The organism is Candidatus Goldiibacteriota bacterium HGW-Goldbacteria-1 (assembly GCA_002839855.1).
GTDB lineage: Bacteria > Oederibacteriota > PGYV01 > PGYV01 > PGYV01 > PGYV01.
Genome location: PGYV01000006.1, coordinates 13,094 through 26,884 on the forward strand (window position 1 = coordinate 13,094; position 13,791 = coordinate 26,884).

Below are 13,791 nucleotides of genomic sequence, written 5' to 3' on the forward strand. Positions count from 1 at the left end.
CGGATTAATTTAACCTGTGAAGAAAAAATATCCGGCGATGAAGTAAGCTTGTAAGATTAAGCGGCCGGAAAAATTAATTAGTTTTGATATAAACAACGCGCCCTAAAGGGCGCGGCTACCAGATCCAAACCTAGCTGCCTAGCTGCCTAGCTGCTTAGCTGCCTAGCTGCTTAGCTGCCTAGCTGCTTAGCTGCCTAGCTGCCTAGCTGCTTAGCTGCTTAGCTGCCTAGCTGCTGCCCTTCCTACCTTATAATCTGATACTCTTCGTAATACTGCTTTATTTTGTTGTCGTCGGGTTTTTCGTTAGCACGCATATAATCTGTGATTTGACCGCCAAAATACCAGCCTATAAGCCCGCCGGCTGCCGCGGCTGCAACGGACGTGATTGCTGTTTTTCCGCCGTCTTCATCGCCGGATACGGCAAGAAAACCAAGCGTTCCGCCTATGACCGTTCCGACAAAAGTGGCCACTGAATTTATGATGAAATAAGTTGATTCTTTTGCCTCGTCAGGAGGGGGCAGCCCCGCTTTTCTGTCTTTTTGAACCGTGGCGCAGGAAACTGATAAAAACAAACAGGAGACAAGAAGCAGATACTGAAATTTTTTCATATTTCACCTCCTTTAAAATAATTATAACATATCAGCCCTTATTGTATTAAGAACTTTAATGTATTATAATTGTCACAATATTAAAGGGGAAAGATAATATATGAGTGATGGAATTTTTAACAAAAGATTATTATTTCATATGGCGGTTGCCGCGGTATTTTTTTTAACTTTTCCATTTTTCGCGTATTGCGCGTGGGTGGATGTTGACGGGACAGGGCAGGAGGGGATAAATATTTATCCCACCGATAATCAGGCAGGAGACCCGGACATTGCCATTGACGGCAGCGGATATCCGCATATCGTGTGGTTTGAACATTCAGGGAGTAATTATGAGATTTATTATATTAAATGGAACGGCACAGGCTGGGTGGACGCAGACGGCGCAGGGCTTGAATCCGCGCGGATAACTGTCACATCGGGTGATTCTATATTTCCCAACGTGGCAATTGATTCGGCCGGAAGGCCGCACATAGCCTGGCAGGAAACTTCCGGTGTCGGCGGCGAGATATATTACTGTAAATGGAACGGCTTAAACTGGGTGAAGGCGGATGGTGTCCCGGGATTTGACAGCGTGTCGGCTTCTTTAACAGTTTCTTCGGCACACCCGTTTATGGTTTTGGATGCGTTTGACAAACCGCACATAGTATGGAATGAGGGTGCTGAAAACGAATATATGGGGGGAGCGTTTGCTGATATTCAGTATGCGGCGTGGAACGGGACACAGTGGGCGGACGCGGACGGAACAGGCATTGAATCCAGAACAATTTATTCATCGCCGTATTACTCGCTTTATCCCCATTTAGATACTGATTCGGCAGGCAGGCCGCATATAACCTGGTGCGACGGAGAGGATGAAAACAGGGAAATATTTTATTTAAAATGGAACGGCGCATCATGGGTGGACGCAGACGGCGCAGGGCAGGAATCAATAAATATTTCAAACAGCCCGGATTATTCCGCCTGGCCTTATATAGATATAGACAACTGGGATGTGCCTCATATTGTTTGGGAGGACTTTTCTTCCGGGCATCAGGATGTTTATTATCTTAAATTTAACGGCGCTTCATGGGTGGATGCCGACGGCACCGGCACAGGAAATATAAACATAACCTACGGCTATCATAATTCTTCGGTACCGATGATAAAGGTGGATGCGTCGGGAATACCGCATGTTATGTTTGGATACGGCTCTCTTGAAACCACGCAGCGCTACTGCCTTAAATATAACCCTGCGGGCGCGCTTTGGTCGGGCGAGGACGGCACCGAGGCATCCGTTAACATATCTTCAAACGAAATTAATAATTCATGGTCTTCTTTTGAACTTGGCCCCGACGGTTACCCGCATGTGGTATGGCCTGCCGGTTATCTGACAGACCCGCACGACATTTATTATCTGCGCTGGCTTCCCGAAGGTACGCCCACAATCACCCCCACAATTACCATTACCCATACGGCTGTGGAAGATGCCACTATTACAATGACGCATACCAATACAAAAACAATCACCCTTACAAGGACGCCTACTATAACAAGGACGCTTACTTATACCATGACTCCTAATCCACAGCCTTCTGCCACGCCGAATAACTGCTGGGTGGATGCGGACGGCACCGCGCAGGAATCCGTAAAAGTAAGCCCGGGAACGAATTCAAAAATGGCCCTGGATCAGTCCGGAAACCCGCATATTGTGTACGAAGACGCCGGTGAGATTTATTACCTTTTCTGGAACGGGACACAGTGGACGGACGCGGACGGCACCGGCAGGGAAAGCAGCATGGTTTCGGTCCATATGGATAACAGCTTTGACCCGGCAATTACAGTGGACAGTTTTGGCAGGCCGCATATAGCGTGGAACGGCGGATTATATATTGGGTGGCAGCAGATATATTATCTTAAGCATAACGGCACAACGTGGGTGGACGCGGACGGGACAGGCGTTGAAAAAATAACTGTTCCGGCGTACAACGGCGGATTCCCGCAGGATGTTTCACTTGCGTTAGACGGGGCTCAGCAGCCCGCGTGCGCGTGGGTTGACTATCCGGCGGGTAAAACATACACGGTAAAAGATGTATTCTTTCTGCACTGGAACGGCGGGTGGTGGACGGATGCCGACGGTACGGGTTATGAATCAAGCGCGGTAAGTTCCAACACTTATGAATGCCTTGAACCCGATTTGAAAATGTTTTTTGGCGCGGTTCCGTATATCGCGTGGATAATGCAGGCGCCGGGGGATAATTCTGTAGTGGTAAAAAAATGGTCGGTTACACAGTGGACTCAGGCGGACGGCGTAAGCACGGCGGAAACCGATATAATAACAAATCCTTCCGTGACAAATCCACGGCGGGTAAAACTTGCAATAGACAGCGCTGGAAACCCCGGCGTGGTGTTTGATGCCGTTATAGGCGGCAACAGGGAAATCTGCTATCTTAAATGGAACGGAACGCAGTGGGTTGATTATGACGGCGCCGGGCAGGAATCAATTAATGTTTCAAACACTCCCGGTTTTTCGCAGGGCGCGTCAATTTCATTTGACAGCGGAGGATATCCGCATATCGCGTGGTTTGATGAAGATGGGATTTATTTTATAAGGTGGAATGGCGGTGAATTTACAGGCGCTGACGGCCTGCCGGGTTCAAAACTGATAGCGCCTTCATCAGGAAGGGCGGCAGGTTCTGTTGAAAGCGCGGTTAAACCCGGTGATGTTCCGGCTGTCGCGTGGCATGACGATATAGCCGGCCAGCAGGACGTGTACTATCTTTATCATATCTGCGGCTATGTAACGCCGACGCATACCCCTACTGTAACAATGACCGTTACCGTTACAAATACGGTCACCTGTACAGCCACAATAACATTAACACAACAGATTACCCCGACAGCAACGTGCACTGTAACCGCCACTATTACGCCCGCGCCTGTTGATTTGAAACCCGTAAAAAAAGCTATTGGTGAAAATCCGCGTATTGGTTCGGAAATCACATATGAAATTACCCTTGAAAACGATTCGGATTTTATTATCTATAATCCTGCTTTGTGGGACACGCTTCCGAATGAAATATATTACGCTTCACGCATATCCGGTCCGGAGCCTGACACAGTATATAGTTCGGGAAATTATTATTACTGGAGCCTGCCCGATACCGCTTTAAATCCGGGCAGTTCAATTACCATAAGGTTCAGTACCAGGATAGCATCAATAAGGCCGGATGGAATAATAACGAATACTGTATATGCCGATTACATGGACCAGCATTATAATACCGAGAATCACAGGCATCCGCCTGTATGCTCTGATATTTCTTATTTTCCGCAGGGAATCGCGGCAGTATACCCGAATCCGTTTAACCCCGCCACAGCTGTCGGCGGTAATATGAAATTCATTAACCTTGTCCCTGATTCAAGGGTGGAAATATATAATATTTCCGGAGAACACATAATAAGTATGCATTCGCCGGGCGTTGTGGTTTTTTGGAACGGGACAAACAGGGCGGGACAAAAAGTATCGCCCGGTGTTTATTATTATGTTATAATTAATTTAATTACCCGGGAAAAAATAAAGGGTAAATTTTTTGTTGTATCAAAATAACGGAGGTAATATTAATGAAAAAAATTCTTTTAGTTTCTGTCCTTGTAGCGGTTTTATGCGCGCCTGTATTAAGCGATGAGCTTTCTGCGGATACTAACGCCAATTCAAACGTTACCACAACAACTGTTTATGATATTTTTATGCACGAGGACATTGCCACAAACGTACTTATGGGATGGGGCGGACTGTCGCTTGGCACAGGTTTGGTAATGTTTTCGAACGGAAATGAATTTGTAAAAGGTTACGGGCTTACAAACCTGATATGGGGCGCGGTTGATACGGCGCTTGGCATATGGGCAAAGCAGAGCATTGATTTTAGAAAGGCAAATATTACCCCGGAAAAAGAACTGCAGGAATTTAAAGATAATATCTGGCTGAATATGATAATAGACGGCGCCTGTATTCTGGCGGGAACCGGAATGCTGGTATGGGGAAATGAAAGCGTAAAAGGGTATGGAGCGGGAGTTTTGACACAGGGTATATTTTTAATTACCTTTGACGGCGTGAATTTCATGATGGCAGAGAACCTTTCGAAAAGATATCCGGATACAACCGCAAACTGATTGAATTTAATAGGGCAGGGTTAAAACTTTGTTTACAGACTTGTGTATATTAAGCTGAGTAACAAAGAAAATAAATGCTATAAGCAGGTTTGACCCATATTAATCCTGCTTTCCAGGGATGCAGGAAAGAATAATACTGAAAACTCAGAACTGTTGAATGAAATACGCAACAGTAACATAGGGTGGATAATTTTAAAAGTAATGAATGGAACAAAAGAGGATAAAAAAGCAAAGCAGGAAGTGAATTAAATAATGAACTTATACAGGTATGAGAAAAAATGAAAAATTAATAAGTGATAAAGGTTTGATCCCCGGCCCGCATAATCAACAAAACAAACGAAAGAGGAGTTCGCTGACTTTGAAAATAAAATTTTTAAACTTCATAATACCTGTTTTCTTATGTGTTCTTGCCTTTTCAATCGTTCTGCCGAACGCAGATAAATCAATTTGGTATGATGAAGCCTGTACTGTTGATTTTTCAAGGCTTGTTCCGTCCGGACTGACAGAAATGCTTTCATCCGGCAATAATCTTCCGGCTTACTATTATTTTATGAGTGCATGGACCTTTGTTTTCGGAATTAGCGAGACAGCACTCCGGTTACCCGGGATATTCTTTTATATAATTTCAACTGTTCTTGTTTTTTTATTCGGGAAAAACCTTTTCAAAAACACCGGTTTTGCTTTCGTTTCAGCGCTTATATATCTTCTTTTGGAAATAAACACAACAAACGCAGTCAGTGCCAGACCCTACGGAATGCTGGCATTGCTAAGCTTACTTTCGTTAATGCTATTTCATAAACTTTTTATCGAAAAAGAATACAGTCTTGTCTCAGGCATATCTTTTGTGGCTGTAAATATTGCAGGTAGTTTTACCCACATTTGGTTTTTCTTTTCTGTGTTGCCGCAAATTATTTTTTATCTGAAAAGCAACAAAATCACAGGTAAACGTTTTCTTGTTCTGTTTTTGAGCTCTTTCACTCCTTTTATTTTATTATGGAGCCCTATATTGCTGGCTCAAATGCAAAACGCCAGCAATGATTGGATGTTATTTCGTGGAGACGATCTGAGAGTGACAATTCAGTATTTCACAGCCGGAAAATTAAATACTATCTTCATGTTTTTTTTGATACCTGTACTTGCAGGAGTTTTAGTTTCAAGACTGAAAAAAGATACTGCCAAAATTAATTACTTTTCCGAAAATGCTTCTTTTCTTTTTATTGTTATCACTTTCAGTCTGCTTACCCCATACCTGATTTCATATTTCAGGCCGATATATGTCGTTGACCGCGGCCCTATTATTGCCGCAGCTCCATTTGCCCTGCTTCTTGGTTATCTTGGAAGTATTTCATATAAACCTTTTTTTTATCCGGCCGCAGCCTACTTTTCGATTTTTTTGTATATTACGCTGTATTCATCGCGCGCTGTTTATTTCGATACCGACAAAATAATAACAAAGGTAATAATTTCAAACTCCCGCAACGTTCGGCAAATAGTTTTATTTAACGAATCACAAAGACAGGTAAAATACTATTTTAACAGGCTGCACTTTAATGGAGAGGTTTCGTTCTCAGATATACCCCTTATACTGTCTTATTCAAATATCTCCGAGTGGCGGAAACTTCCTGACAATATCCAAAATAAACTTCTTAGTGAATATACAAACAGTTTGAACAGAGATGGAAATCTGCTTTTTGTTTTCAATGATGCTGATGTTGAAAAAGAAAACTTTGCTCCGATATTTGAAAGCCTGAGAAAAAGCCGCAACATTCTCAGCATCAAGGAAATGAAAAGTTTAAGTTTAATACTTATAAACTTCGGGCCGCCGGTTAAATACTAATGTCCGCCTTTACTGTCTTTGCATTAACTTGGTTATGCTGTCAAAACCCGCTTACAGACTTTAGTATAATAGGAATAAGATGAGCGGTAAAGAAAATTAACGCTGTAAACAGGGTTTGGCCGGATATTATAATTTTTTATAACCTTTGACGGCGTTTATTTCATGATGGCAGAGAACCTTTCAAAAAGGTATCCGGATACCGCTACAAACTGATTAGATATATTATGTAACCGGTTAATTGACCGGTAAAATAACCGTAAATGATTAGACACATTAACTTATACTGGAATAGTATCCTTTGACGTAGTCATGGCTTACTGTCCCTGTAAAATCCTTTGTTTTCGTGGGGGATTGCTTAATTTTACATAACGCAATAAACACCTTCTATTAAAATAATGCATTTATACAAACCTACAAATTCCAGAATATAAAATCTAACAATCCCAACATACAAATGTCCCTAAAGGCACAAATAGTGCCTTTAGGGACATTTATTCAAAATAAATATTACATAATACCTATGTTTTGACAGTTTTTTGGAAGGAATGAATCTTGCTTATTGTTATATGTAAATTGCCAGGAGGTGAAAGTTATGGAACCGGACTTCAATTTAGAGCTTGAACAGATGATAGCCAACAAGCACAGAGTTCATGTAAGTGAAGAGGTTCGCTATAAAATCCTGGACAGGGAAGATGAAGAGTTTCAGGGCCTTTATATGGAAGCAAGGACAATTTCAATAAGCAAGAAAGGGTTAATTCTTCTTATGAAACACAGGGTAAAACCCGAAGATGCAATGATTGTTGAACTGATACTTGGTGCGGAAAAACGTAAAATTAAGACCTGCTGTGAGTCAATTGGCTGCAGAAAGGAAAGTTTTAACAAAGGATATGAAGTGGAAGTGCAGTTTTTGATCTTAAAAGATGAAGACAAAGAATACATTGAACATTATATGAAACAAAACAGCGCCTGACTTCTGTGGATTATCACAAGTAATTAATAGTGCATGTGATAATCTGCAGAAATGCAAAAGCTCTTTTCGCGTCCCTGCCTAATTCACCGCCCCCCCCGAAAAAGGCAGGGACGCGCTTTTTAATTATGCTTTTAAATCATAATCTTGCGCCGCCGCCGCTATTGTTGTATAATAAATTTAAAGAGGTGGCTATGGCTTTTAAATGTCCGCGTTGTAATCAGGTAAACAAAGATGGAAGCGATACGTGCTGGAGCTGCCATACCATATTTGCCACCGGCGAAAAAAAACCGCTTGATATGAAAGTTAAAAAGTCAATTTTCTCAACGTTAAAAAGGGAAAAGGTTGATTTTAAAGTGGTTTCATCTGATTTTCCCGGGACAATTGCATTATATTTTTCAGCCCCTCCCAAAGAACGTTATATTCTTGCAAGGCTTACCGTATTTTTTCTTGTACTAAACCTTTTTAATAACATTATTTTTTATTATTTTAAAGGCGTTACACAGGCACAGGAAAATGCGGGCAGCATAACGACTTTTCTGGTAGTTTTTATAGCTATATACAGCGCTGTTATCTGTATAGCGCGGCTTAAAGCTGACACGGATTTTCCCGGAAAAACAGCTTACTTTTTTTACCTGTTTTTTATTCCTATTTTCGCTTTTGGTTATATTGTCCCGTCTTATTACCCGAATTTCAGGTTATTTCTGGAAGGTGCGCTGCTTATATGGAATGCGGTTCTGTTAAGGCCATAGTTTTATAAGTTGACATAACCGCTTTTTTTTTATATATTTGTTTTAACGTTAAAATTAAAGGAGCCATAAAATGAGCATTACAATAAAAGATGTTGCCAAAAAAGTCGGGGTTACCGCAACCACGGTATCAATGGTAATCCGCAACGACCCAAGGATAAGCGATAAAACCAAAGAGAAAGTTTTAAAGGCTGTAAAAGAGATGAATTATTATCCCAATCAGATTGGGCGAAGCCTTGTTAAAGGCAAGACAAATGTAATAGCCGTTGCGTCATCAATGTTTTATGGCCCTTTTAAAATAGATATCTTTAACGGGATAGACACCGGTGTCGTTGAAACGGATTATACCACACTGCATTTTTCAGCGCGCGCGGATCAGGAAGCTGAATTGTTAAAGGAAATTGTTTATGGAAGGCGTGCAGACGGCGTAATTGCAATTAACATGAGGACAGAAAAAGAAACACTGCAGGCATACAATGATACCGGCCTGCCGATAGTATTTGTTGAAGAGACATTTGACGGTTTTGCCGGAGTTAAAGGCGACAGTTTTAAAGGCGCGTATAAAGCAACGGAGCGCTTTATTAAAACAGGAAAGAAAAACATAGGTTTAATCAGCGCCGTGTACACTCATCTTTCATGCGTGACCGACAGGGAGAAAGGTTTTATGCAGGCGCTGGCTGATAACGGGCTTAAATATGATGAAAGCAAGACACTGCGCAGTGCCGCTTATAATTTTCAGGAAGGGCAGGATTTGATGGACAAAATTATAAATGATAAAATGCAGGTGGATGCGGTATTTTGCAGCGCCGGAGACCTTGTCGCAATGGGGATGATAAAAAGGGCCAAAGAAAAAGGCGTTAAAATTCCCGATGATATTGCAATTATAGGATACGACGGGCTTGATACGGGCTCTCTTGTAACACCTTCGCTTACCACTTTAAAGCAGCCGGTTGTGGATATGGGGCGCGCTGCTTTTGATATGTTAAAGAAACTTATGGAAGAAAAGAATGTCAAAAAAGAAATAAAGGTATTTGAACCTGAACTGATTATCAGGGAAAGCGCTTAAACAAAAACACAAACACGGAGACTGAAAATGGCTAAAAAGCACCTGATTGTTTTAACGTTAATTCTTATGGCTGCGTTTATTTACGCTTCGCCTGTTTCTGAAAACGGGCAGCTTAAAGTAAACGGGCTTCAGCTTGTTAATCAATGCGACACGCCGGTGCAGCTGCGCGGCGTTTCCACGCATGGTATAGGGTGGTTTGACGGCTGTTATACTCAGGCTGCGGTTCAGTACGCGGCAAATACAATGAATTCGGATTTGTTCAGGATTGCAATGTATGTAAAAGCTTCGGAAAGCGGCTATCTTCAGGACCCGGCGTATTGGACATCGCGCGTTAACCAGATGGTGGACTGGATAGGCGCGGCGGGAATGTACGCTTTAATTGACTGGCATATATTAAATGATGACCCGAATAATTTTATAGAAGACGCAAGGATATTCTGGACTGCAATGGCAACAGAACACAAGGATAAAAACTTTGTGATATACGAATTATGCAATGAACCTAACGGCGTGACCTGGGCTCAGATAAAAGCTTACGCCGAAGATATTATTCCGCGTATAAGGGCCATTGACCCGGACGCGGTTATTGTAGTCGGTACGCCCAACTATTCGCAGCTGGGCGCCGATGTTGTAAATGACCAGATACTTGAACCCAATATAATGTACGCGTTTCACTTTTACGCGGGTACACATTCCACGTCCATGCTTATACCATATATAAACCAGATTCCGATATTTGTATCCGAATGGGGCGCAAGCAATGCTTCCGGCGACGGCGGCGACAATTATCCGCGCGCGCAGCAGTTTATGGATATAATGTCCGGCGTTGACACGATAAACAATCCGCAGGGCATAAAACTAAGCTGGGCTTCATGGTCGTATTCCGACGACAGGGACTGGGCAACTGACCAGCACTTAAAATCCACGTCGCATCTTACTTTAAATTCCTGCAGCACAACCGGCTGGACAATAGCAAATTTAAGCACGGCAGGGCAGTTTGTTGCCGCTAATATTACCAATCCTGCAAGAAATTTTATCTGCTGGACTGCAACTGAAACTCCTGTCGGCGACCCGCATACGCCGACAGTTACAAGGACTGTAACGCCCACAAGAACAATAACTTCGACGCCTGTCCCTGATTTAATTTATAACGGCGATATCGCGGGTTATACACTTGCGGACGGCAGCGTCAACAACGCGGCAATGTTTTCTGAACCGGCGGCGGGGAACACGGGCAATGCGATGCAGATTGCTTACACTGCGGGAGGATGGCAGGAAGCCCGGTGGATGACAACTGCAAGGCCCAGAAATGACAGGACATATATAAGTATTGATGTAAGGGCGACGGCAGGCACGATAAGCCAGCTGCTTTTTATACCTGATTGGAACACATGGACAAACCGCGCAACAGATAATGATTTTAACGTTGCCGCATACGTGCCTGGCGGTGTGATAACAACAACATGGAAGACCGCGTATATCCCGCTTTCAAAAGTTTATAACCCGTATCCGACAACCCTTGGGACAATGAGGTTTATCTCTAACAGCGCCATATATACAGTTCAGATTGATAATATAAAGTTCTTTGACGCGTCAGTATGGACGCCCACAGTCACAAGGACAAGGACACCCACAAGGACAGCTACAAGGACAAGGACGCCCGCGGCAACAATGACTGCAACCCCCACTGTTACAATGACTCCGCAGGCGACTTATACGCCCACGTTGACGGCTACTGTTTATGTGGAACCTACGGTTACGCCCACTATTTCCGCCAATATAAGGATAACAATAGGCGATCATTTTCCTTATCCCAACCCTTCAAACGGAAGAAGCGTTAATATACGTTACCAGATAAAGACCGGTTTCGCGAAAAATGTTAAAATACATATATATACGCTTGGCGACAGAAAAATAGATATGATAAAGGATTCTGACAGCGCGCCCGGTTTTCACGATGTGCTGTGGCGACCCAAACAGCAGCTTTCCAACGGAATGTACTATTATATAATGGAGGCTGACAACGGGCGGACAGGGGACAGATTAAAACGCGATGTGGTTCAGGGTGCGATTGTAGTGCTTAAATAACGGCAGGAGATAAAATGCGTAAATTTTACCTGACACTCACCGCTCTTTTATGCTGTTCGGTTTTTCTTTCAGCCGCTGACAGCGATATTGTTTATTGCGGTGCAGGATATAAACCTGTAATGTCAAAAAAGGCATCGGTTAATGTGCCCTGCACCTCGTTTCAGGTGCTTAGGTCATCGGATAATGCATCTGTTTATTCCGGCACTGCATCAGCGCCTGTATATACTTCTGACAGCGAAAGAAATGTTTATGTTCTGGACTTTTCGCCGCTTACAACGCCGGGCAATTATTACATAAATGTGGACGGGGTGGGCAGGACGCAGGGTTTTGAAATTTCAGAAACGGTTTTTGAGGATGTTTTTAAAAAAGTTTTTCTTGGAATGTATATGTGGCGGTCCGGAACCGCGGTTTCTTATACTTACGGCAGTACAACATATTCCTGGAACGCCGGACATATGGCTAACGCGAATTTATACTATTCAAACGAGCCGTATTCAAATTCATACAAGGACGGCACAGGCGGCTGGTATGACGCTGGAGATTACGGAAGATACCTGGGAAATGTGGGGATAACAGTATGGCCTATGTTTATGGCGTGGGAAGATTTCGGCGATTCAATAAATGCCATGACATACGGGATTCCTGATTTAAATCCGGGGATGCCGGAATATCTTCAGGAAATAAAATGGGAAACCGACTGGCTGTTTAAAATGATGTACGCGGACGGCAGCGGTAAAATTCACGATAAGCTTACAAGCAAAAATCACACTTCAATGAACGTGTTGCCCGCGAATGACACTTCGCTTATGTATTTTCTTCCGTGGAGCACGTATGCCACTTCTAATTTCGCCGGCACGATGGCAATGGCGGCAAGATACTTCGCGCCCTATGATTCGTTTTACGCGCAGGAATGCCTTGACGCCGCGGAACTTGCGTTTCAGGCATTAATAGACAATCCGTCAATAGTAACATTTGACGCTTACGGGCTTGGTTTTTACACCGGCATTTATAACGGAGATGACGCGGGCAACAGGATATGGGCGGCCGCGGAACTTTTTGCGTCCACGGGAAAAACGGTTTACCGCGATTATTTTGAAGCAAGGGCTTCAAGCGGATATATGCAGTCTATATATGACTGGAATAATCTTTTAGATATGGCTATGCTTACTTATTATTTCTGCGACAGGCCGGGTAAGAATTCGGTCATTACGGACAGGATAAGAACCAACACGATAAATACAGCAAATGGGATTGTTTCATCCGTTAATTCTCATGGCTATGGAAGGTCAATGTCAAATCACTGGTGGGGAAGTAACGGCGTGGTGGCAAGGATGTCTGTGATTTTATATTCGGCTTTTAAAATGACAGGGGATTACAAATATAGAAATGCCGGCTTTGAAATATTAAGCCATCTGTTTGGCAGAAATCATTTTGGACGCTCTCAGGTAACGGGTATCGGCACTAACCCCGCGCTTTATCCGCATGACAGAAGGTGTAATGCCGACGGAATTGCCGCGCCGATACCGGGGTATCTTGTGGGCGGTTCGCATGGGTCTAATAATACGGATGACCCGATAATTGGAGCAATGCCCGCTGGGCTTCCAAAGGCCGCGTATTGGGTCGATAATGTGGGTTCTTATTCATCAAATGAAATTGCCATTAACTGGCAGGCAGGGCTGATATACGGTGTTGCTGCTTTTTTAAAAGACGGGCCGGCGCCTACGGTTACGCCTACCGTTACGGTAACCCTGACAAGAACAAACACTCCTATTGTATCGCCGACGCCGACAAGGACACTTACAGCGACAAAGACAGCCACAAGGACAATTACTTTTACAAGCACAGCTTCGCCTACGCCTACAATTACGTTGACATCAACGGTTACGCCGTTTGTGACATCCACGCCCACGTTTACCATAACCATGACGTCAACAATAACAATTACAGCCACCCCAACTTCCGAAATTCCTTCGGTTTATATAACGGTGGGTGAACATTTTCCTTATCCAAACCCGTCAAAAGGAAATGAAATTAAAATAAGATATCAGATAATAAAAGGGCTGGCAAAAACAGTTAACATTCATTTTTACACCCTTGCAGACAGAAAGTTTGACACGATAAAAGAGAATAACATAGGTATAGGATGGCATGAAGTTTTGTGGAAGCCCAAAAAGAAACTTGCGTCCGGAATGTATTATTATGTCATTGAAGCGGACAACGGGAAGTTTGGTGGATTAAATAAGAAAGCTATAAAGCAGGGTGCGGTTGTGGTAATAAAATAGACGGCGGCTAGGCAGCTAGGCAGCTAGGCAGCTAGGCAGCTAGGC

9 protein-coding genes are annotated in these 13,791 nt (G+C 43.3%); 8 read left to right on the plus strand and 1 reads right to left on the minus strand.

The genetic code is table 11. The features are described 5' to 3' along the window. Positions 1–242 precede the first annotated feature (242 nt). Complete coding sequence (locus tag CVV21_07525) at positions 243–608, minus strand: hypothetical protein (protein ID PKL91425.1); 366 nt, start codon at positions 606–608, stop codon at positions 243–245. Between the two features lie 100 nt (positions 609–708). Between CVV21_07525 and CVV21_07530 the strand changes: the two genes are divergently transcribed. The 8 genes from CVV21_07530 (at position 709) to CVV21_07565 (ending at position 13,746) form a co-directional block, all read left to right on the plus strand. Continuing rightward, complete coding sequence (locus CVV21_07530) at positions 709–4,194, plus strand: hypothetical protein (protein ID PKL91426.1); 3,486 nt, start codon at positions 709–711, stop codon at positions 4,192–4,194. A 14-nt stretch (positions 4,195–4,208) separates the two neighbouring features. Then, the gene (locus tag CVV21_07535; protein ID PKL91427.1) at positions 4,209–4,757 is read left to right on the plus strand and encodes a hypothetical protein; all 549 of its coding nucleotides are present in this window, start codon (positions 4,209–4,211) and stop codon (positions 4,755–4,757) included. Between the two features lie 268 nt (positions 4,758–5,025). Next, the gene (locus CVV21_07540) at positions 5,026–6,594 is read left to right on the plus strand and encodes a hypothetical protein (protein PKL91428.1); all 1,569 of its coding nucleotides are present in this window, start codon (positions 5,026–5,028) and stop codon (positions 6,592–6,594) included. A gap of 592 nt (positions 6,595–7,186) precedes the next feature. Continuing rightward, positions 7,187–7,564: a hypothetical protein gene (locus CVV21_07545; GenBank protein PKL91429.1), complete on the plus strand. Its 378-nt coding sequence runs from the start codon at positions 7,187–7,189 to the stop codon at positions 7,562–7,564. A 29-nt stretch (positions 7,565–7,593) separates the two neighbouring features. After that, positions 7,594–8,313 (plus strand): hypothetical protein, encoded by a 720-nt coding sequence (locus CVV21_07550; GenBank protein PKL91430.1) that lies wholly within the window; start codon positions 7,594–7,596, stop codon positions 8,311–8,313. A gap of 70 nt (positions 8,314–8,383) precedes the next feature. Further along, the gene (locus tag CVV21_07555) at positions 8,384–9,376 is read left to right on the plus strand and encodes a hypothetical protein (GenBank protein PKL91431.1); all 993 of its coding nucleotides are present in this window, start codon (positions 8,384–8,386) and stop codon (positions 9,374–9,376) included. A 27-nt stretch (positions 9,377–9,403) separates the two neighbouring features. Next, positions 9,404–11,464 (plus strand): hypothetical protein, encoded by a 2,061-nt coding sequence (locus CVV21_07560; GenBank protein PKL91432.1) that lies wholly within the window; start codon positions 9,404–9,406, stop codon positions 11,462–11,464. A 14-nt stretch (positions 11,465–11,478) separates the two neighbouring features. After that, on the plus strand, positions 11,479–13,746 hold the full coding sequence (locus tag CVV21_07565; protein ID PKL91433.1) for an endoglucanase: 2,268 nt from the start codon (positions 11,479–11,481) through the stop codon (positions 13,744–13,746). The last annotated feature ends 45 nt before the right edge of the window (positions 13,747–13,791 follow it).

Bases quoted from the DNA above. Each gene is read 5' to 3' on its own strand.
- CVV21_07525 (PKL91425.1), bottom strand. From the start codon at position 608: ATGAAAAAATTTCAGTATCTGCTTCTTGTCTCCTGTTTGTTTTTATCA.
- CVV21_07530 (PKL91426.1), top strand. From the start codon at position 709: ATGAGTGATGGAATTTTTAACAAAAGATTATTATTTCATATGGCGGTT.
- CVV21_07535 (PKL91427.1), top strand. From the start codon at position 4,209: ATGAAAAAAATTCTTTTAGTTTCTGTCCTTGTAGCGGTTTTATGCGCG.
- CVV21_07540 (PKL91428.1), top strand. From the start codon at position 5,026: ATGAGAAAAAATGAAAAATTAATAAGTGATAAAGGTTTGATCCCCGGC.
- CVV21_07545 (PKL91429.1), top strand. From the start codon at position 7,187: ATGGAACCGGACTTCAATTTAGAGCTTGAACAGATGATAGCCAACAAG.
- CVV21_07555 (PKL91431.1), top strand. From the start codon at position 8,384: ATGAGCATTACAATAAAAGATGTTGCCAAAAAAGTCGGGGTTACCGCA.
- CVV21_07560 (PKL91432.1), top strand. From the start codon at position 9,404: ATGGCTAAAAAGCACCTGATTGTTTTAACGTTAATTCTTATGGCTGCG.
- CVV21_07565 (PKL91433.1), top strand. From the start codon at position 11,479: ATGCGTAAATTTTACCTGACACTCACCGCTCTTTTATGCTGTTCGGTT.